This is a genomic window from Streptomyces sp. IMTB 2501 (assembly GCF_001953885.1).
Lineage (GTDB): Bacteria > Actinomycetota > Actinomycetes > Streptomycetales > Streptomycetaceae > Streptomyces.
The window spans coordinates 434,896-454,685 of the sequence record NZ_MQUS01000001.1 but is presented as its reverse complement, the minus strand read 5'-3'; the positions used below and the strand labels follow the sequence as shown (position 1 = coordinate 454,685).

The 19,790-nt window shown below is 72.7% G+C and carries 14 protein-coding genes and 1 pseudogene; 7 read left to right on the top strand and 8 right to left on the bottom strand.

The window, feature by feature from the left end; all coding sequences use genetic code 11:
• The first annotated feature begins 52 nt into the window (after positions 1 to 52).
• Complete coding sequence (locus AV521_RS02205) at positions 53 to 550, top strand: isoprenylcysteine carboxylmethyltransferase family protein (RefSeq protein ID WP_076082571.1); 498 nt, start codon at positions 53 to 55, stop codon at positions 548 to 550.
• A 354-nt stretch (positions 551 to 904) separates the two neighbouring features.
• On the opposite strand, the gene AV521_RS02200 is transcribed toward AV521_RS02205, so the two are convergent.
• The 4 genes from AV521_RS02200 to AV521_RS02185 form a co-directional block, all read right to left on the bottom strand.
• Complete coding sequence (locus AV521_RS02200) at positions 905 to 1,339, bottom strand: subtilase-type protease inhibitor (protein WP_076082570.1); 435 nt, start codon at positions 1,337 to 1,339, stop codon at positions 905 to 907.
• A gap of 687 nt (positions 1,340 to 2,026) precedes the next feature.
• The gene (locus tag AV521_RS02195) at positions 2,027 to 3,739 is read right to left on the bottom strand and encodes an RICIN domain-containing protein (RefSeq protein WP_076082568.1); all 1,713 of its coding nucleotides are present in this window, start codon (positions 3,737 to 3,739) and stop codon (positions 2,027 to 2,029) included.
• A 542-nt stretch (positions 3,740 to 4,281) separates the two neighbouring features.
• Positions 4,282 to 4,659, bottom strand: a complete 378-nt coding sequence (locus AV521_RS02190; RefSeq protein ID WP_076082567.1) for a toxin Doc — start codon at positions 4,657 to 4,659, stop codon at positions 4,282 to 4,284.
• 3 nt (positions 4,660 to 4,662) lie between these two features.
• Positions 4,663 to 4,902, bottom strand: coding sequence for a hypothetical protein (locus AV521_RS02185; RefSeq protein WP_076082565.1), 240 nt, complete (start codon positions 4,900 to 4,902; stop codon positions 4,663 to 4,665).
• 174 nt (positions 4,903 to 5,076) lie between these two features.
• Between AV521_RS02185 and AV521_RS02180 the strand changes: the two genes are divergently transcribed.
• Both AV521_RS02180 and AV521_RS47440 read left to right on the top strand, forming a co-directional pair.
• Complete coding sequence (locus AV521_RS02180; protein ID WP_076082564.1) at positions 5,077 to 5,586, top strand: methylated-DNA--[protein]-cysteine S-methyltransferase; 510 nt, start codon at positions 5,077 to 5,079, stop codon at positions 5,584 to 5,586.
• Between the two features lie 93 nt (positions 5,587 to 5,679).
• Positions 5,680 to 5,905: pseudogene (locus AV521_RS47440) on the top strand (2OG-Fe(II) oxygenase); the annotation flags it as partial.
• 21 nt (positions 5,906 to 5,926) lie between these two features.
• On the opposite strand, the gene AV521_RS02170 reads toward AV521_RS47440, so the two are convergent.
• Complete coding sequence (locus tag AV521_RS02170; RefSeq protein ID WP_076082560.1) at positions 5,927 to 9,013, bottom strand: glycoside hydrolase family 2 TIM barrel-domain containing protein; 3,087 nt, start codon at positions 9,011 to 9,013, stop codon at positions 5,927 to 5,929.
• A gap of 265 nt (positions 9,014 to 9,278) precedes the next feature.
• Here AV521_RS02170 and AV521_RS02165 point away from each other — a divergent pair, with 265 nt between their 5' ends.
• Positions 9,279 to 11,660 carry a SpoIIE family protein phosphatase gene (locus tag AV521_RS02165; RefSeq protein ID WP_076082559.1) on the top strand — a complete coding sequence of 794 codons (2,382 nt, stop codon included), beginning with the start codon at positions 9,279 to 9,281 and terminating at the stop codon, positions 11,658 to 11,660.
• A 171-nt stretch (positions 11,661 to 11,831) separates the two neighbouring features.
• Here the strand turns inward: AV521_RS02165 and AV521_RS02160 are convergent, their stop codons facing one another.
• A complete protein-coding gene (locus tag AV521_RS02160; protein ID WP_179022816.1) occupies positions 11,832 to 12,362 on the bottom strand; it encodes an RNA polymerase sigma factor in 531 nt (176 codons plus the stop codon).
• 64 nt (positions 12,363 to 12,426) lie between these two features.
• Here AV521_RS02160 and AV521_RS02155 point away from each other — a divergent pair, with 64 nt between their 5' ends.
• The 3 genes from AV521_RS02155 (at position 12,427) to AV521_RS02145 (ending at position 16,128) form a co-directional block, all read left to right on the top strand.
• On the top strand, positions 12,427 to 13,818 hold the full coding sequence (locus AV521_RS02155) for a serine/threonine-protein kinase (RefSeq protein WP_076082555.1): 1,392 nt from the start codon (positions 12,427 to 12,429) through the stop codon (positions 13,816 to 13,818).
• 152 nt (positions 13,819 to 13,970) lie between these two features.
• A complete protein-coding gene (locus AV521_RS02150; RefSeq protein WP_076082553.1) occupies positions 13,971 to 14,660 on the top strand; it encodes a DUF4232 domain-containing protein in 690 nt (229 codons plus the stop codon).
• A 220-nt stretch (positions 14,661 to 14,880) separates the two neighbouring features.
• The gene (locus AV521_RS02145) at positions 14,881 to 16,128 is read left to right on the top strand and encodes a hypothetical protein (protein WP_076082551.1); all 1,248 of its coding nucleotides are present in this window, start codon (positions 14,881 to 14,883) and stop codon (positions 16,126 to 16,128) included.
• A 562-nt stretch (positions 16,129 to 16,690) separates the two neighbouring features.
• On the opposite strand, the gene AV521_RS02135 is transcribed toward AV521_RS02145, so the two are convergent.
• Positions 16,691 to 18,535, bottom strand: a complete 1,845-nt coding sequence (locus AV521_RS02135; RefSeq protein ID WP_076082549.1) for an RICIN domain-containing protein — start codon at positions 18,533 to 18,535, stop codon at positions 16,691 to 16,693.
• Positions 18,536 to 18,828: 293 nt separating this feature from the next.
• Positions 18,829 to 19,770, bottom strand: a complete 942-nt coding sequence (locus AV521_RS02130) for a helix-turn-helix domain-containing protein (RefSeq protein ID WP_076082547.1) — start codon at positions 19,768 to 19,770, stop codon at positions 18,829 to 18,831.
• Positions 19,771 to 19,790 lie beyond the last annotated feature (20 nt).

Here is a 19,790-nt window from a genome sequence, read left to right as displayed (position 1 = left end):
GGGCCGCCGTCAGCAGGGAGACGGCGGCCCCTCGGCCTGTCATGGTGGAGGTGTGCGCAGGGCGACGGCGGTGCTCGGCAGCACCCTGTTCCTGGTCCTGGCGGCGGGTTGCGCGGCGGTGCTGGTGCCGTGGTGGCTGACCGGCGGCTGGCGGACCGGCCACTGGTGGCTTCCGCTGCGGCTGCTCGGCCTGCTCCCCCTGACGGCCGGTACGGCCGTGATCCTGGAGGCCTACGCCCGGTTCGCCCTGGAGGGGCTCGGCACACCGGCGCCGGTCGCGCCGCCCGCGCGGCTGGTGGTGAGCGGCCCGTACCGGTACGTGCGCAATCCGATCTACGTCGCGGTCGTCGCCGTACTCGCCGGGCAGGGCCTGCTGCTCGCCCGGCCGGTGCTGTTCGTCTATGCCGCCGGTGCCTGGGCGGTGATCTGGGCCTTCGTCCACTGGTACGAGGAGCCGGGGCTGGTGCACCGTTTCGGGGCCGACTACGAGCGCTACCGGCGGGCGGTGCCGCGCTGGTGGCCGCGGTGGACTCCCTGGCGGGGCACGTGAGTTGGCGGCTCCGGCGGGTGTCCGTGGTGGATCGTGGAGGGTGGCGTCAGGGCCTCGCGAACCGTGTGCGTGTCGCTCTCCGTGCCCGTCCGTCGCGTCGCCGCTCCACCTGATGCGACACGAGTCACCGGCCCAAGGCCGCGGACACCGGATGAAACCGGTTGTTTCTCGCCGCTCCCCAGGAAGGCCCCCCACGGGCCCGCCCGGGGAGCGGCTGTGTGCCCGGGAGCCGGCGGGCGGCCCCACTCCGCCCGTCGGCCCCGGTGCGAGATCGCAGGTACCCCGCTCCAGGGGCCGCACTCCCCGGTTGCGGACCTGTTTCCGGCGTATGCGGGGTCCGTGCGATCCCGGTCTTTAGAAGGCGAAGACGCCCTCACCCGTGGCGTCCCGCATGCACGAGTTGCCGAAAGTTCGCTCGTACGCGACGCGCTTGCCCTGCCAGACACCCTGCACGGTGACGACGACCGGGTTGTACAGCTGGGTGCACCACACACCCGGGTCGGCCTTCAGGGCGGCGAAGTCGCCGCCGATGCCGCTCAGTTCGGCGCAGGCCTGGGCCGCGGCCGGGTGGGTGCCGGAGGCCGTAGGAGCGCAGCTCAAGGTGGCGGCGCGCTCCGGAGTGGCCGTGGCCGCGTCGCTGCCGTGGCCCGTGGTGAGGACCAGCGCCGAGGGGGCGTAGAGCGACGACGGGGCGACACTGGGTGCAGCGACGGCGGCCCCGGTCAGGGGTCCGCAGACGGCGACGGCAGCAAGGCCGAGGGCCGCTGCCCAGCGCGCGGTGTTCCGCATTGTGTGCATCCTTCCGCTTGATACAGACGTGGCGCCGGCCCGAGCCCGGTCGGGCACCGGAGCGGCGAGCGCCACTCTGCCGAGTCCGCCGGGGAAACACACATCGGGCACATGGATTTCGGTAACCTTTCGTGTTGAAGCAGTGGCGTGATGTCACGGAATCCACACACCGTGACCCAGCAACTACGCGGGTTCCGCCCGTTGAGCCCGGCCCGATGGCCGAAAATCAGCGCTTCGTTAATCGTCCTGAAACATTCCGACTCCGACCCCCTCAAGCCCCTTCATGACTCCTTGTGTTCATGAAGTGATCACCATGGTGGGACGGTTCGGAGCTCCGGCGGGTGGTCGATTACTCCATCGGCGGCGCGAAAGCTGGATGAACCGTCCTCCGGGTCGCACGGCCGCGCCCGCCGTAGCAGCCGGGTGATCATCACCTGCACCAGGCCGTGGAGGGGCGTGGGCGTGGGGCGAGGTGGCCGCCGGGATGTGCGCCGTCAGGACGCAGTCGTCCGGGCGTCCCGGTCGGGCAGGCGGCCGCACGGATCGAGCGGATCGTCGCCGAAGGAACTCCGCGCCCCGGCGCGACCTTCTTCGAACCGGTCGTCCTCAAGCGGCCGTTGGGCCGCGCGCCTGAGCTGTCCCAGTGCTCCCGTGGGAACACCGGGACAGTGGCGCCGGCCGAGCGGCTCAGGCGTCCTTCGCCGGGGGCCGGGCGGGCCGGGTGGAGGGGCCGTCCGTGCCCGCGGTGGACAGGGAACCGGGGCTCGCCGAGGGCGCGTCGGTGACCCAGCGCTGCCCGGCGGAGCCGTCCCGGACCTTGACGACGAGGTCGGCGCCCACTCTGTCGGCCGCGGTGGTGAGGGCGAGGGAGGGGTCCCAGCGGGGCAGCAACTCGCCCCGCTGGGTGAGGTCGTAGCGCACGTCGTCGCCCCGCTTCGAGCCGGCGTCGGCGCAGCTGCCCAGGATCACCACGCCCGCGTCGGCGTGCGAGTCCAGGCACAGCCCTGAGTCGGCCGCACTGCGCAGCAGCCCGTCGGCGTCGTACGTCCACTGCTGGGTGAGCGCCGCGGAGCAGACGGCGAGCACCGCGCCCGCCCCGGCCTTCGGGGTGCCCTCGATGTCCAGGCACAGGTCGGCGGCGGCGTTGCGCAGCCGGCTGGGGCGGCCGGCGGTGGGCCGTCCCGCGGTGCCGGAGGCCCCGGCGGAGGGGGGCGGGGACCGGTGGGCGGTGGTGCCGGGGAAGGCGCCGGTGGAGGCGACCGGGTCGGCGCCTTCGCCGCTCTCCGGCCACAGGCTGATCGCGAGGACGGTCGCGAGCAGTCCGGCCGAGGCCACGCCGACTCCGGTGAGCAGCGTCCGGGAGGACCAGCCGGTGCCGGAGATCCGGGCGAGCGGTCCGGGTTCGCCTCCGCCGTGCCGCCGGCCGCGCGACGCCGGTGCCGGGGACCGGCCGTCGCCGCGTCGACGCACGCCGGCCAGGGCGGCGCGGGCGAACAGTCCGGGCTTGTCGCCGCCGCCACGTCTGCGTCCGCCGGAGCGCCGGGAGCCGCCGCGGGCAGGGCCGGGGCGGCGGCCGGGACGGGATTCGAGGTAACGGCGGGCGCCCCAGCCGAGCACGGCCTCGGTGAGCAGCACACCCGACGCGGCTTCCGCGTGGCCCAGTTGCTCCGCTGCGTGCCGGCAGTACGAGCAGGCGGAGAGATGCTCCTGGACATCGGGCAGCAGGGCGCCGCCGCGGCGGATCGGAACGTCGAGCAGGCGGTTGTAGTAGCGGCATTCCTTGCCGGGCGCGAGTTCCCGGTGGGCGCGCACCAGGCCCTCCCGGAATTTCTCGCGGGCCTGTTCCAGCGCGGTCGCCGCACTGTCGACGTCGAGGCCGAGCAGCCCGGCGGGAACGGTTATCGGTTCGGCCTCGACCTCGATGTGCCACAACAGCGCCTGTTCCAGCCGGGGAAGGGCGTGAAAGGAGCGGTCGGAGAGGACGCGGTTTTCCGGTATCAGGGTCTTGGCCGCGCGCATACCGCGGCCTCCGGCGGGTTTCCCGAGTCCGGGCAGTACGGCGGTGATGCGGTCGGTGCCGGACCAGTTGACGACCGTGTCCCGGACTGCCACGAGCAGCCGGGGCCTGAGCGCCTCGGCGGGTTCGCCGAGGGCGAGCCGGCCGAGTACCTGGTGGAAGGCGGTGGCGGTGACCATGTGCGCGAGCGGACCGGAAAGAGCCAGGCAGACGACCGCGTAGTCGTGCGCCGGCTGCCAGTGCCGGGCCATCAGCAGGGCGGCGGACCGGGAGCCCTCCGCGTCGGATCCGGCCCGCAGTGGGCCGGCGAGCGATTCGTCGGACTCCCCGGGGTCACCGCCGGGCGGCGGATAGGGAGGACGAGGGGGGTGGGGGGTGGGCACTGAGCGGATTCCTTTGGTGCGTGCTGCGTCGATACGTACCTCTGCGGCGCGCGGGGAGGGAATTGGCCGGCGTTCGGCCGGTGAAGTTCCGCAACTTCCGGAAGAACCCCGGATTTCACCCCCCGCACGGGCGTTGCAACCCTTGCACAACTTCCACATGAGCAACAAGGCACCCGCACACATCGGCTGTTTTGAAAGAAAGTCAGAATACGACCGCCGCCCTGCTCACGTGCACCGGCTTTCGGAATTCCATGCGCCCCGTGTGAAGTGTGCGCACACACCGGTGGGCACACGCACGCTTCCGAGGGATGCGGCCCGGCAGTGGACTGGGGAGCGGTCTCCACGGAAAGGCCCCGCGCGGGGTGGAGGTCTCCCGGCTCGAACGAAACCGAGAGCTGGAGAGGCTCTCCCGCGCGACACCGGCCGCCGGCCCCGTTCCTCCCGCCCTCGGCCGGCGGCCCCGCGCACCCTGTCCCGGCCGGCGGCCCCGGCGGCTTCCCCCGCCGGCCGGGGCGGGCCCGGCGACCGAGGGCCTGCGGGGCTCAGATCTGCCAGGAGCGCAGCCGGTCGGCCGCGCCGTACACATCGGCTTTGCCGGAGATCAGATCGCGGGCCAGGTCGACGAGGGCGCCGTAGGGCGGGTCGATGCCGACACCGCTGACGAACATGTAGGCCACAGCCGTCGCGCAGGCGAAACGGGCGTTGGCGGTGGGCAGGGGCTTGAGCACCGCGAGGGTGTGCAGCAGCGCGGCGGCCCGCCAAGCGGGGTCGGAGTCCACGCCGAGCCGCGGCGGATCCACGCGGTGCCGGGCGACGGCGGCGACCAGCGCGGAGAAGTCGTCGACCGCGGGCTGGTCGGGCAGGACCTCCTCATGGCGCTGAAGCAGCCAGGGGACGTCGATATGGATGACGGAAGGCATGCGTCAGGCGGCCTCGTCCTTCGCAGGGGACTCGTCGTCAGGGAAGGCCGCCGCGAACTCCTCGGCGTGCGCGGCGAAGAACTGCCGGAAGGCCTGTGCGCCCTCCTGCAGCGCCCGGTGCCGAGCTATGTCTGCGGCGGCGGCCTCGCGCACGAGGGCCTTCATCGACGTACCGCGCTCCTTGGCGATCTGCCGCAGGTCCTCGAGTTCCCGTTCGCTGAACTCCACATTGAGAGCTGGCATACCCCTTACGGTACCGCGCGGGTACTTACCCGTAAATATCGCCTGGTCAGGTGCCCTTTCCTTCGGTACCTACTGAGTCCGAGAGCCATGTCCGATTCCCGCCGGTCACGGACCGCTCGACGCAGCAGACTCGGCAGCACGGAAGGAACACGGGAGAGCAGAAGGAGCACCCCGATGAACATCCGCACCGTCCACACCGTCCACCCCGGCCCGCTGGGCGACCTGCTGCTGACCGGGTCGGTCGCGCCGTCCGGGTTCACGCTCATCTCGCTCAGCATGCCCGGGCAGCGCGGTGCGCCCGTCGTCCGTGCGGCGGATCGCGACGACGCGCCGTTCACGGAGGCGCACCGGCAGCTGGACGCCTACTTCGCGGGCCGCCGGACCCGGTTCGAACTGCCGCTCGCGGCCACCGGCAGCCCGTTCCAGCGGGCGGTGTGGCAGGCCCTGGAGGACATCCCCTACGGCACGACGTCCACGTACGGCGAACTGGCCGCCGGGCTGGGCGTGCCGCGCGCCGAACTGCGCGCGGTCGGCCGGGCCCTCGGCGACAACCCGCTGCTGCTCGTGCGCCCCTGTCACCGGGTGATCGGCGCGGACGGCTCGATGCGCGGGTACGCGGGCGGAGTCGAGCGCAAGGTGTGGCTGCTCACCCACGAGGGCGCGCTGCAGCCGTCCCTGGTGTGAAGCAGGCCGCATCACACTCACTCCGGCCGAGGCCTGCCGCCGAGCCGGGCGAGCACGGCAGCGCTGTGCTCCCCGGACGTGCCGAGACGGGTGGTGGTCTTCCCGCTGCAGGCGGTGATCGCCCTGGACACGTACGGAACCGACTACACCGACGGCGAGTTCCTCATGGTCGAGCAGCGCCCGCGCGCCCGGTCCCACCCGTGGCCGCCCCGTACACGCCCGTCGCGGCTGGTCCGCCGGGGCGATGCGGCACGGAGTGAGCACCGGACGTTCCGGGAGGCGCCGCACCCTGGAGCTGGTCTTCCACGACGCCGCGTGAACGGTCGCCTCGGAGCCGGTGTCACGCCTCCAGCCGGCTGATCCGCACCGCCCCCTTGGCCTCCCCCGGGTGGGCGCTGGTCAGCGTGAGGCGGAGCCTGGAGCCGCGCTGGGCGTCGAAGGTGATCACGGTCGGGGTGTCGGAGGCCGTGGCCCAGTCCACCTTCGCGCCCGTCACCGGCACATGGGCGCGGCCGTCCCAGACCGCCGCCTCGATCTGCGCGGGCAGCGTATGGGTGGTGTCCACCGTGAAAGAGACGGCCACCTGGTCGAAGGTGCGGCTGCGTCCGAAGTCGACCGACACCCAGTCCGTCGCGCGCGCCCCGCTGAACGCCGGCAGCAGCGCGGTGGCCGACTTGGCGAAGGCGTTGGACCAGCCGGTGGCCGGGTCGCCGTCCAGCATCGCGGCGGGCAGGGTGTCCGGGCGCCCGGAGTAACTGGCGTCCGCAGAGGGGTAGTTCAGGGGCTCCGGGTGACCGGGCTTGAAGTCCGCCGCCGGGGTGCGGGTCGGCTCGCTCGCCGGGGTGGTGCGCACCTCGACCGCGCCCGCGCGCAGACCGTCCGCCCGCGCGGTGACCTTCAGTGGGCCCGGCCGGGTGCCGGAGCGGACGATGGCGAGGGCCTTGCCGTGGAACGCGGTGCGGGTGCTCGCCTGGTAGCGCTCGGCGCTCTCCTCGCGGCCGTTGTCGACCCCGGCCAGCGAGCCGCCGGTGACGGCGAAGGTGATCAGATGCCCGGCGTCGGGCACCACCACGCCCCGCGCGTCGACGATCTCGGCGGTGACGAAGGCCAGGGAACGGCCGTCCGCGGGGAGCGATGTGCGGTCAGTGGTGAGACGTACGGCGTGCGGGGCTCCGGCGGTGCGCAGTACGTCGGTGGCGACCACCTTCCCGTCCCGCCGGGCCACCGCCTTCAACTCACCCGGCTGGTACGGCACTTTCCAGGTCAGATGCAGCTTGCCCGCGCTGCCGTTGGGGCTGGTGTAGCTGCCCGGGTAGGGGCCGTCGGTGTAGGTCTTGTCGTCGCCGGTGGCCTCGGTGGTCTCCAGGTAGCTCCGTCCGTCGGTGGTCTTCTTGACGTCGAACTCCCGTGTCCCGAGGGACTTTCCGTTGAGGAACAGCTCGACCGACGGCGCGTTCGCGTACGCCCAGACCTCGATGGTGTCGCCCTGCTCGTGGTTCCAGGTCATCGGCAGCAGATGGACCATCGGCTCGGTCGTCCACTGGCTCCTGAAGAGGTGGTACATGTCCTTGGGGAAGCCCGCCGTGTCGACCGCGCCGAAGAACGACGCCTTGACCGGGAAGACGTCGTACGGGGTGGGCTCGCCGATGTAGTCGATGCCGGACCACAGGAACTGCCCCGCGAACCACGGCCGGTCCCGGTCCTTCTTGTGCCCGTACTCGCCGCTCATCGTCCAGGAGGCGAGGTTGTTGTCGTAGGAGGAGGTCTCCCGCCTGCCGGGGGTGTGGTTCTCGCCCGTGTTGAGGTGCTCCGGCTCCTGGTACGCGCCCCGGGTCGAGGTCTCCGAGGAGGATTCGGACTCGAAGAGGAACAGGTGGGGGTACGTGGCGTGCAGGGCGTCGACGGACTTGGCGGTGTTGTAGTTCAGGCCGAGGCCGTCGAGCTTGGCGAGCATGCGGTCGGCCGGGGAGCCGGTGGCGGGCACACCGTGGTACTTGTTCGAGCCGATGACCACCGGCCGGGTGCTGTCGGCGGTCTTGATCGCGCCGATGATCCGGTCGGCCATGGCGAGCCCGGCCGTGGAGGTGGAGTCCGGGATCTCGTTGCCGATGGACCACAGGACGACGGCCGGTGAGTTCCGGGCGGCCAGCACCATCTCGGTGGCGTCCTTCTCGCACCACTCGTCGAAGAACCGGCCGTAGTCGTACGTCGTCTTGCCGGTGCGCCAGCAGTCGAAGGCCTCCACCATCATCACGATGCCCAGTTCCTCGCAGACCTGGATCATCTGCGGCGAGGGCGGGTTGTGGGAGGTGCGGAAGGCGTTGACGCCCATCGACTTCATGATCCGCATCTGTCTGCGCACCGCGTCGACGCTGATCGCGGCACCGAGCGCCCCCTGGTCGTGATGCAGGTCGACGCCCTTGATCTTGGTGTGGGTGCCGTTGAGGGAGAAGCCCTCGTCGGGGTCGAAGCGGTAGGTGCGGATACCGAAGGGCGTCTCATATGTGTCCGTGGTACGGCCCGCGACGCGCAGCTCGGTGTGCAGGGTGTAGCGGTGCTCCGGGGTCGTGACGTCCCACAACAGGGGCTTGTCGACCGTGAGTTCATGGGTCTCGGTGGCCTGGCCGGAGACGGCGACCGTGGTGGACGTACCGGCGACCGTGCGGCCGTCGGGGCCGGTGATCCGGGACAGGAGCCGTACGTCCGTGCCGGTGCCGGACTCGTTGCGCACCGTCGTCGCCACCCGGACCAGGGCGCTGGCGGCCGAGACCTCGGGGGTCGTGACGTAGGTGCCCCAGCGCGCCACGTGCACCGGTTCGGTGATGACGAGCCTGGCCTCGCGGTAGATGCCGCTGCCGGAGTACCAGCGGCTGCTGGGCAGTTGGTTCTGCACCTTGACCGCGAGCACGTTGGGGGTGGTTCCGTCGGTGTGCACGAGACCGGTGAGGTCGAGGGCGAAACCGGTGTAGCCGTAGGGGTGGTGGCCGGCTTCCGTGCCGTTGCAGTAGACGTGGGAGTCCATGTAGACGCCGTCGAACTCGACCGAGATCCGCTTGCCCGCGTAGGCCGGCGGAAGGATGAACGCGAGCCGGTACCAGCCGAGACCGCCCGGCAGGAAACCGGTGCCGCTGGTGGTGCCGTGGTCGGTGGTGGGGGTCTGCTCGATGCTCCAGTCGTGCGGGACGGCGACCTCGCGCCAGGCGGAATCGTCGTAGCCGGGGTCGGCCGCTCGCGCGTAGGCGCCGGTCGGGTCGGTGATGCCGTCCGGGTTGGCCAGGGCGAAACGCCAGCCGTCCCGCAGGGGCACGGTCCGGCGTCCGCCGGGGGACGCCTCGGCGGCGGCCGGGGCCGCGGGAATGCTCAGCAGCGCGCCGGCCGCGGGTGTTGCGGTGGCGGCGACCAGAACCGATCGGCGAGTGACCGTCATGGCGGCTCTCCCTCATCAGGGCCCAGAAGTACTCACAACTAATCGTGAACAAACAGATTCTGACGGTCTGCCACACGCGATCGTCAAGGGCCGGGAACCGCGCGTCTGCCCTCCGCGCAAGATCGACCGGATCTCCACCTTGACCGTGTTCGACCGACCGGCCGGGCGGGTGGAGGTTGCGGCTCACGGGAGTCCCCGAAGCACTACGCTGGAACACGAGAGGTGCCACCTGTTCACTGTGAGTGTGCGCTTGGGAGCGGCGACGATGAGCCGGGTCTATCCGTTCGACGACGCAGCGACGGCCCGGGCGGTCATCGACGACGACGGGACGCTGGTCGAGTGGAACGAGGGCGCGCGCCGCCTGCTCGGCCACCCCGCGGACGCGGTCCTGGGCCGCCCCGCCGCCCGTCTCCTGGCCGGGGACGACGCCCCGGCCATACCCACGGGCACCCGCTGGGCGGGAACGGTCGGATTGCGCCACCGGGACGGCCGTACCGTCCCCGTCTGGCTGCTCGCCCACCACAGACCCCCGCACGACGGACACGGCGGCAGCTGGCTGCTGGTCACCCCGCTGACCGGCACGGAAGCGCACGACGAGGACGACCCGCTCACCGCGGCGGGCCTGATCCAGTCGCCGTGCGCGGTCGCCGTGTACGACGCGGAGCTGCGGCTGCGCCGGATGAACGACGCGATGGCCGAGGTCCTCGGTCTGCCCAAGGAGCGTCTGCGTGGGCTGCGGCTGCCGGAGATCGGCGGCAAGCCGCAGAGCGAGGACCTGGAAGAGGGCATGCTCCGGGTGCTGACCACGGGGCGTTCGCTGGACGTGGAGACCTTCCAGCGCACCGGCGGCGAGGACCGCGCCCGAGCCTGGCTCGCCCGGATGGCCCCGGTCAGGGACGCGGGGGGCCGGGTGCGCGGCGTGTGTCTGGCCGCGCACGACATCACCGAGAACTACCGGGCCCGGCAGCGGCTGCAGCTGGTCAACGAGGCGAGCGTGCGCATCGGCAGCACCCTCGACGTCACCCGTACGGCCCAGGAGCTGGCGGACGTGTGCGTGCCCGCGCTCGCCGACTTCGTCACCATCGACCTGCTGGACCCGCCGGAGCACGGCGGCGAGCCCCCGGCCCGGCTGACGGCGCCGGTCACCCTGCGCCGGGCCGCCCATCGCTCGGTCCTGGAGGGCGTACCGGAGGCGGTGCGGGAGCCCGGGCAGGCCGAGGAGTACCCGTCCGGCTCGCCCCAGGCCGACTCGCTGACCGCGGGGCACACCATGATCGCCTCGGGCGCGGCGGGCGACATGCTGTCGTGGCTGACCTGGAACACCGTGCGGGGCGAGCGGGTGCGCCGATTCGGCATGCACACCTCGATGGCGGTGCCCGTCCAGGCCCGCGGGCTCACCCTCGGCGTGGCGGTCTTCACCCGCCACCGGCGCCCGGACCCGTTCACCGCGGACGACCGGCTGCTCGCCGAGGAGATCACCACCCGGGCCGCGGTCTGCATCGACAACGCCCGCCGCTACTCGCGTGAGCGGGAGACCGCGCTCGCGCTCCAGCGCAGCCTGCTGCCCCGCACCCTGCCGCGCACGGCCGCCCTGGAGGCCTGCTCCCGCTATCTGCCGGCCGCGCGGGCCGGGGTGGGCGGCGACTGGTTCGATGTGATCCCACTGTCCGGGACGCGGGTCGCGATGGTCGTCGGGGACGTCGTCGGGCACGGTGTGGAGGCCTCGGCCACCATGGGCCGGCTGCGCACCGCCGTCCGCACCCTCGCCGACATCGACCTGGCCCCGGACGAGTTGCTCACCCACCTGGACGACCTGGTGGTCCGGCTGTCGGAGGAGTCCGGCGTCGACGGCAGCCCCGGCGAGGTCGGCGCCACCTGCCTGTACGCGGTGTACGACCCGGTGTCCCGGCGCTGCACCCTGGCCCGCGCCGGGCACCCCACGCCCGTACTGCTGCGGCCGGGCGGGCGGCCGCAGCTGCTGGAGCTGCCCGCCGGTCCCCCGCTGGGCCTCGGCGGGCTGCCCTTCGAGTCCACCGAGCTGGCGCTGCCCGAGGGCACCGTCCTCGCGCTGTACACCGACGGTCTCGTGATGTCCCGGGAGCGGGATGGTGACACCAGCCGCGCGCTGCTGTACGAGGTGCTCGCCGGGCACACGGACTCCCTCGACGGGACCTGCGACCGTGTACTGCGCGCCCTGCTGCCGGCGGGCGGCGCCATCGACGACGTGGCGCTGCTGCTCGCCCGCACCCGGGGCCTGCCCGCCGACCAGGTGGCGACCTGGGACATCCCGGCCGACCCGGCGCTGGTCGCGCCGATCCGCAAGCAGGCCGTGGAGCAGCTGGACGGCTGGGGGCTGAGCGAGGCAGCGTTCACGACGGAGCTGGTGGTCAGCGAGCTGGTCACCAACGCCATCCGGTACGGCGCCCACCCCATCCGGCTGCGGCTGATCCACGACGCGACCACGCTGACCTGCGAGGTGTCCGACACGAGCCCCACCGCGCCGCATCTGCGCCGGGCCAAGACCTTCGACGAGGGCGGCCGGGGCCTGCTGCTGGTCGCCCAGCTCACCCAGCGCTGGGGCAGCCGGCACACCCCGGAGGGCAAGACGATCTGGGCGGAGCTCCCGCTGTACGAGGTGGACCGGTAGGGCCTGGGGCCTGCCCGACGGATCCGGCCACAGACGCGGGAGCTGATGAGGTTGTCGATGTCCTGCGACCGGATCCGCCGGACAGGCCCTGGTGCCCCGGCAGGCGACGTTTGCCCGTCAAGGGGCGGCGTGCCGGGCGTCGCGACGGGGCGAACGCTGCCTGTTGGGGTACTAGGACCCCGCCAGCCACGGCCGTACCTGTTTGCGGGCCTCGTGAAGGCGGGATTTCAGGGTGCCGAGCGGGATGCCGACGCGCTCGGCGACCTCGGCGTAGTCCAGCTGGCAGATGTCCCGGTAGACCAGCGGCGCGACCAGGTGCGGATGCGTCCGCTCCAGCCGGTCCAGCGCCTCCAGCAGATCCACGCGGGAGCCGGCGATGACGCTGGTGGTCCGCGGGTCGACGACGTACGTGGGCTCGATGGCGGCCGGCTGCTCGGCGGCCCGCCGCTTGAGCTCGCGGTACTTCTGCCGGCAGCAGTTGGCGACCACCGTGAACAGCCAGGTGCTGAAGCGGCTGCGGCCCTCGAAGCGGGAGATGTGCCGGGCCACCTGGAGCAGCACGTCCTGTGCGGCCTCCTCGGCGTCCTCGCGGCACGGCAGGAAGCGGCCGCAGCGGCGCACCACCTCCGGCCGGATCTCAAGCAGCAGCCGGTCCAGCGCCGCGCTGTCGCCGGCGGCTGCCCACCGGGCGAGGTCTTCCATCGGCGGCTGGTCCTGCACGAAGGGTCCCCCTTCAAGTCGATCTCAGGCCAGGCATGATAGTCGTATGCACTCCCTGGATCGGATCGGCCGCTACCGCCTCGAACGTCCGCTGGGCACCGGCGCCTTCGCCACGGTGTGGCTCGCCCACGACGACGAGCTGCAGGCTCCGGTCGCGGTGAAGGTCCTCGCCGAGAACTGGGCGCACCGGCTCGACATCAGGGACCGCTTCCTGTCCGAGGCCCGGCTGCTGCGCCGAGCCGGTTCCAACCGCGTGGTGCAGGTCTACGACATCGGTGAACTGGCCGACGGCAGGCCGTACTTCGTGATGGAGTACGCCGACGGCGGCACCCTCGCCGACCTGCTGGCGGGCGGGCCGCTGCCGGTCGGCCAGGCGCTCGCGCTGACCGCCGAGGCCGCCCGGGCCGCCGCCGCGCTGCACGAGGCGGGCATCGTGCACCGTGACATCAAGCCGACCAATGTGCTGCTGCACACCGCCCGGGACGGCACCCGGCGGGTGCTGCTGGCCGACCTGGGGCTCGCCAAGAGCCTCGCGCAGGCCTCGGTGCTCACGCTGGCCGCGGGCTCGGCGGGCTATCAGCCGCCGGAGCAGGCCGAACCCGGCGAGGGCATCGACGAGCGGGCCGACGTCTACAGCCTGGGTGCGGTCGGCTACGAACTGGTCACCGGGAGTGTGCCGGGCCCGCCGGGCCGGGTCGTTCCGCCCGGGCGGCTGCGGCCGGACCTCGGCGAGGACGTGGCGCGGGCGCTGCTGCGCGCCCTGGAGCCGGACCGGGCGCGGCGCTGGCCCGGCGCGCAGGCGTTCGCGGACGAGTTGGACCGGCTGGCGGCGGGCGCGCCCGCGCTGCGGCCCACCCGTCGGCTGGACGGGGTGCGCGGCCGGCTGAACACGGTGACGCTGACCCTGGCCGCGCTGCTCGCCGCGGCGGCGGCCGCGGCCGGGGTGACCGTGCTGCTGCACCGCGGCGGCTCCCCGGACCAGGTGCGGTTGACGGACTCGACGGGGCGGGTGGCCGTCAAGGTGCCGGCGGGCTGGAGCCACGAGTTGCGGGACTCCGGCTGGGACCCGAGCGCGCTGGGGCTCGACAAGGGACACGAACCGGGACTGGTGGTCGCCGACGACCTGTCCCGGTGGCCCGATCTGGACGCGGGCGTGAACGGCGTGTTCGTCGGGGTCAGCGAGCACGGCGATGTCAGTGACAAGGTGAAGGCCCTCGCGCACTCGGGCTGCCGCTTCTCCGGCAGCCGTAGTTTCACCGACGCCGACTGGCACGGTCTGGTGCGGGCCTGGAGCGGCTGCCCGGACGGCGGCTCGGTCACCGAGTCCGCGCTGAGCCCGGCGGGCGGCGCCGCACAGCCTCAGGTGTACGTACAGGTGCGCGAGCGGGGCGACAAGGACGCGACCGAGGACATACTCCGTTCGCTGAGCGTGACCTGACGGGCGCCTGCCTTCGGTCACGACGGGGAAGAAATCCCTGCGTGTGCCGAACTTTTCCGGGGCTGCGCGCATCGGAGTGTGTTGGCGGCGCACTCGGTGCCGTAGGCGCGCGGTCCGTCGCGTGCCATGACCAACCTGGAGTGTTGAGCGACATGGTGTACTCCCCCCGGTCCGCGCGGCACGGGGCCCTGCTCGTGGGCACGGTCGCCGTGCTGGGCCTCCTGTCCGCCTGTGGCAACAGCCACGACGTCCACAGCAATACGCCGGTCACGGACTCGGGTACGGCCGCGCCGGCGACGGGCGGCACGTCGAGCCCGGCGTCCGCCGGCTCCGCCCCGGTTTCGGCGCCCGCCGGTGCCCACTCGTCCTCCACCCCACAGACGTCCCCCTCCGCCGGCGGCGGTGGCGGCACGGTCGCGGCGAGCGCCCGCTGCCACACCTCCGAGCTGAGCGCCTCGGTGGGCCGTAACGACCCGGGCGCCGGCCAGGAGAACTTCCCGGTCGTGCTCACCAACAAGTCCGGCCGGACCTGCACCCTGCGCGGCTTTCCGGGCGCGGCGTTCGTGAACGGCTCCGGCACTCAGCTCGGCCCGGACCCCAAGCGTGAGTCGGGCTCCCCGACGACGATCACCCTCAAGCCCGGGCAGAGCGCCTGGGCCGGGCTGACCTACTCCAACCCCGGTATCAGCGGCGCCAAGACGGCCACGCCGGCCGCGCTGCTGGTCACTCCGCCGGACGAGCGGGACGCGCTCAAGGTGGCGTGGTCGGGCGGATCGGTGCCCGTGTCCGGGAACTCCTCGTCCGTCTTCCTGTCGGCGCTCAGCCCCGGCACCGCTCCCTGACCTGCCGTAACACCCCCGACTGACCTGCCCCAAGGCCCCCGAGAACCCCGCTGCCGCACGCCCCGGGCAGCGGGGTTCGTCATGACCGCGCCACAACTGTCACAGGACGGCAACAGCGCCCCCCGGCCCCGATCTTTCCTTCGGCTCCCGTCATCGAACCCGTCGACCCACACCGGCGAGCAGGCCCAGCAGGGGCCGTGACAGGAAATCGGGGAGCAAGATGAGCGGGATCTCACGCAGGCGAGTGCTGACGGCGGGCGCGGCCGCGGGCGCCCTGGGCACGCTGGCCGCGTGCTCCTCCGGCACCGGCCTCTCGGTCGACGGCCCGGCGGACGGCAACGCGGACGGCGACGGCACCGCCCAGGCCAAGGCGAAGCCGATCGGGGACGGCTCCACCGCCGACACCGGCGCCCAGCCGCACCAGCCGACGCCGGAGCGGCTGAAGTCCGGGCAGAAGCCCCCGCAGTTCGTGGTGTTCTCCTGGGACGGCGCGGGCGAGATCAGCAACCAGCTGTTCTCCCGGTTCCGCAAGGTGGCCGCCGACCACGGCGCCAAGATGACGTTCTTCCTCAGCGGCATCTACGCCCTGCCCGAGTCCAAGAAGCACCTGTACCGCCCGCCGCAGCACCCGGTCGGCGCCTCCGACATCGGCTACCTCGCCGACCGGCACATCCACGCAACCCTTCAGCAGGTCCGGTCGGCCTGGCTGGAGGGGCATGAGATAGGCACCCACTTCAACGGGCACTTCTGCGGGGCGACCGGGGTGCGCAACTGGTCCCCGGCCGAGTGGCGCAGTGAGATCGAGCAGGCCAAGAGCTTTGTGACGCAGTGGAAGACCAACACCGGCTTCACGGACCTCGACCCGCTCCCCTTCGACTACGACAAGGAGCTGATCGGCGGCCGCACCCCCTGCCTGGAGGGCCAGTCCAACCTGCTGCCCACGGCCGCGGCCCTCGGCTGGAAGTACGACGCCAGCTCTCCCGGCGGACTGCAGATCTGGCCGGGCAAGGTGCAGGGCGGGAAGATCTGGGACTTCCCGCTGCAGTCCATACCGTTCCCCGGGCACAACTTCCAGGTGCTGTCGATGGACTACAACATGATGTTCAACCAGTCCGGTGGCAACCCGAACGGCGACCGCGCCCAGTTCGACGCCTGGCGCTCCCAGGCCCGCGATGCCTATGTCGCCGGTTTCCAGCGGGCGTACACGACCAACCGCGCGCCCTTCTTCATCGGCAACCACTTCGAGCGCTGGAACGGCGGCATCTACATGGACGCCGTCGAGGAGGCGATCGGGAAGATGGCCGCGTACGGCGACGACGTGCGCTTCGTGTCGTTCAAGCAGCTCGTGCACTGGCTGGAGGCGCAGGACCCGGCGGTGCTGCGCAAGCTGCGCACCCTGATTCCCGGGCAGTCCCCGGTGGGCGGCTGGGCGGAGTTCCTGGGCGCGGCGGGCAGCCGGTCGTCCTGACCGGTCCACGACGGTCTGTCCGCTTTGCTGCTCGTCGCCGTGCTCGCCTTCGCGGGCGTACGGAACGCGACCCGGGTGACCTGCTCCAGACGCTCGGCGGGAGTTCGGCGGCCGAGCTGCCGGACGCGGTGGCGGAGCGCTTCGGCGGCCCTGCGTGCGCGAGGAGCGGCCGGGCGGTGGTGGCCCAGGACGGCCACCTGTCGCGGCTCGGGTCCCTCCGGCGGATCAGGTCGTCGCGGGGACAGTGACGGTGCCTCACCAGCGCGGGCGAGCGGGGGCTGGTGCGTCCGGTTGCAAGGCGGAGGAGGACGTCGACGCGATGGAGTCCCCCGTGCGAGCGAAGCCGAGCGTGGGGGAGTCGGGGACCGACCACAACGCCGCAGATGGGCGTGCCAGGCCCCCGTCCGCGACAGGATCCGCCGGACAGATCCCAGGCCGAAGAGCCTCGGCCCGGCCGTCCGGTTCGCGGTCGACCACGCGCCGTGCCCGGTGCTGCCGGTGTGGCCGGAACCGGCCCCGGGGCTCGGCACGATCCGGACGCCACCGCCGCACCACCCCTGAGTCAGCGGCGGTGACGCCCGTCCCCGTACCCACTGCCGCCGTACCCACCGCCGCCGTCACCGCAGTAGTACGGGTAAGCGGAGCAGGGGTCGAACGTGGCGGACGGTGTGGGCGCCGGGGAGGTGGTCACCGTCGGGGTCGGCGAGGCCGAGGGCCTGGATGCCTTGGGGGTGGGCGTCGCCGAACGGGTCGTCCGGTGTGGGGTGGCCGTCGGCGACGGGGGGCTGTCGCTGCCCCAGTTGACGTTCTGCATCTGCAGCTCGGGCTTGGCCGTGTCGACGCCCCAGCGCTGGGCGGTGCCGGGAGCGCGGTCCTTGAGGACCAGGGCGCCGGAGCCGTCGGTGGCGGCCGGGGTGAGGGCCAGCTCCTGGTTCCAGCGGGGTATCAGAGTGCCCTGGAGGGTGAAGTCGTAGCGGATGTTCCGCGCGGCCTCCCCGGTGGCCGAGCAGGGGGCGAGGCGGACCGAGTAGCCGAGGTGGGAGTCCAGGCACAGGTCGGGCGCGGCGGAGTTGCGCAGCAGTCCGTCGGTCTCGTACGTCCACTGCTGGCTGGGTGTCGCGGAGCAGGGGGCGAGTTCGGTTTCGGCGCCCTCGACGGCCTTCTTCCCGACGACGTCGATGCACAGCCCGGAGGCGAGATTGTGCAGCCGGCCGTGCACGGCGCCCTGACCGCCAGCGTTCGCACCGGTCCAGGAGGCGCCGGGATTCCTGGTGTTCTTGCCCGGCGCCGGCGAGGACGCGCCGCCCCCGGCCGGTCGCACGCCGTGGCCGGAACCGAGCACCGACCACAGCACCAGGGGTACGACGACCAGACCGCTCACGGTGACGACGGCCAGGGCGAGATGGCGCCGCCGGGCACGCCGGGCACGGGCGGCACGACGGGCCGAGCGGCCGGACACGACGGTTTCCCCACGGTCGGCCGGCGCTGCGGCCACGGCGCGCCCGGCCGCGTGGGAGGAGCCACGCCTGCGTGGCGTCTCCGTGGCCGGCAAGGCCTCGTCGGGCAGGGGTGCGGCGACCGGGGGTGGCGGGGTCGGTTCGGTCGGCTGCCCGGCGCGGGTGGCCCGGGACTCCACATAGGCGTGTGCGGCCCAGCCCAGGACCGCCTCGGCGAGGGCGAGCCCAAGTCCCTTGTTGAACGCAGTGAGTTGGTCCGCGGTCCGGCCGCAGTGGCCGCAACCGTCCAGATGCCGGCGCAGGTCCGGGTCGATGTCGACGCCGCCGCGCCGGAACGTCACGTCGAGCATGCGCAGATAGCGCTGGCACTCGGTGTCGGGGGCGAGTTCACGGTGGACCTGCAGGCACTCCTCCCGCAGCCGCTCCCGGGCCCGGCGCAGTTCGACGCGGGTGTCCTCCTCGTCCAGGCCGAGCAGGGCGGCGGGTACGGCGAGCGGTTCGCTCTCGACTTCCGTGTGCCACAGCACGGCACGACTGGCCTGGGGCACCCGCTGGAACGCCCGGGACAGCTGGCGCCGGCCGGGCGGCGGCAGCAGCCGGGCGGCGGCCCGCTCACCGGCGGCGCCGGACCGCAGCTCCGGGTGGAGGAGTTCCCGGCGGCCGTCGGTGTCCCACTCGGCGGCGATCCGGCGGACGGCGACCAGCACTTCGGGCCGCCAGGCGGCGGTCGGGCCGTTCTGCCGTAGAGATTCACCGAAGAGCCGGGTGAACGCGGCGGTGCTGAGCATGCCGGCGGCTCGGGTCCCGTCCGTGCACAACCGGGCGTAGGCGAAGGCCGCTTCCCAGTGCCGGTCGAGGAGTTCACCGACGGGATGGAGCGCCGGTGACCCTCCCGTCCACTTCTTCAGCTCGGCACTCAGTCGTTCGTCCGACGGGCCTGCCTCATTCACGACTGCATTCCTCCAGACGTGATAACGAAATTAGTCCATACCAAACGGTATGGGAGGGTGATGGGCTGCTCGAACGTCCACCTGAGGCGGCTCTTTTGAAGCGTGGGGGGTGTACGGGGAGCGGCCTGACACATACGTCGGGAAATGCGATGTGCCTGCGCGCCGACAGCGCACACTTTTGCACAGACGCACACGCCCGAACAAGAGATCTTTCGATTATCGACAAGTGCGTACGGTCAAGTTCCTTATTGACGCGGATTCAGGCGAATCCTTTTCTTCCCCTTATCGCCTTGTCACCGTTCGCCCGCCCGGTAGGCGCCGGGCGGCACTCCGTAGCATTCCCGGAAGATCCGGCTGAAGTGGAAGGGGCTGGTGAATCCGGAGGCCGCGGCCACCCGTTCCACCGTCAGGTCGGTGGCCTCCAGCAGCCGGGCCGCGTGCCGCAGCCGGGCCTCGCGAAGGGCCCGCATCGGGGACCGGCCGGTGCACAGGGTGAACAGGTGCGCGAACCGGGACGGGGACAGCGCGACGCTCTCGGCGAGCGAGCGGACCGAGTGCGGGGCGCCGGGGTCGGCGGCGATCAGCTCCTCGGCACGGCGCACCCGGGCGTCGGCACCCGGCGCGGGCGGCTGCGTCGGGTCCGGCGCGGAGTGCGGGGTGGTCCGGGCGGCACCGGCGGCGAGGAGGACGATCTCCTCCAGCGCGCACAGGGCCAGTTCCCGTGCCAGGCCGCCGTGTGCCACGGCCACCGGGTCCGGTGCACGCAGCGGGTCCGGCTCGCGCGGGGTGCCCTCGGCCGGTCCGCGGGCGTCGGCGAGCATCCGGCCGAACGCCGCGTCGATCCGGCCGTGCAGGGCGCCGGGCACGGCCGGTACGGCGTACAAGCCGTCCGACACGGCGTAGGGGGTGAGCCAGGGCGTCCAGGACGGGCGGGCCCGGCAGTGCGTCCACCAGAACCGCCAGCGTTCGGCACCTGGCGCGACGGTGTAGCGGTGGGAGGTGCCCGGGGCGAGCACCACCAGATCCCCGGCGCCGGCCCGGGCCCGGGCAGCGCCCTGCCGGAGCAGTCCGCAGCCGCCCAGGGTGAAGGTGAACAGCCAGCTGTCCGAGCCCCGTGGCCGGTTCACACCGTAGCCCGGCAGTTGGTCGTAGCGGCCGGTCACCACCAGACCGGGCGGCGGGGACGGGTCGGCGGCGGCAGCCGTCACGGGCAGGTCATCAGCACGCACAGGCATCCTCCCGTCGGGCGCGCAGG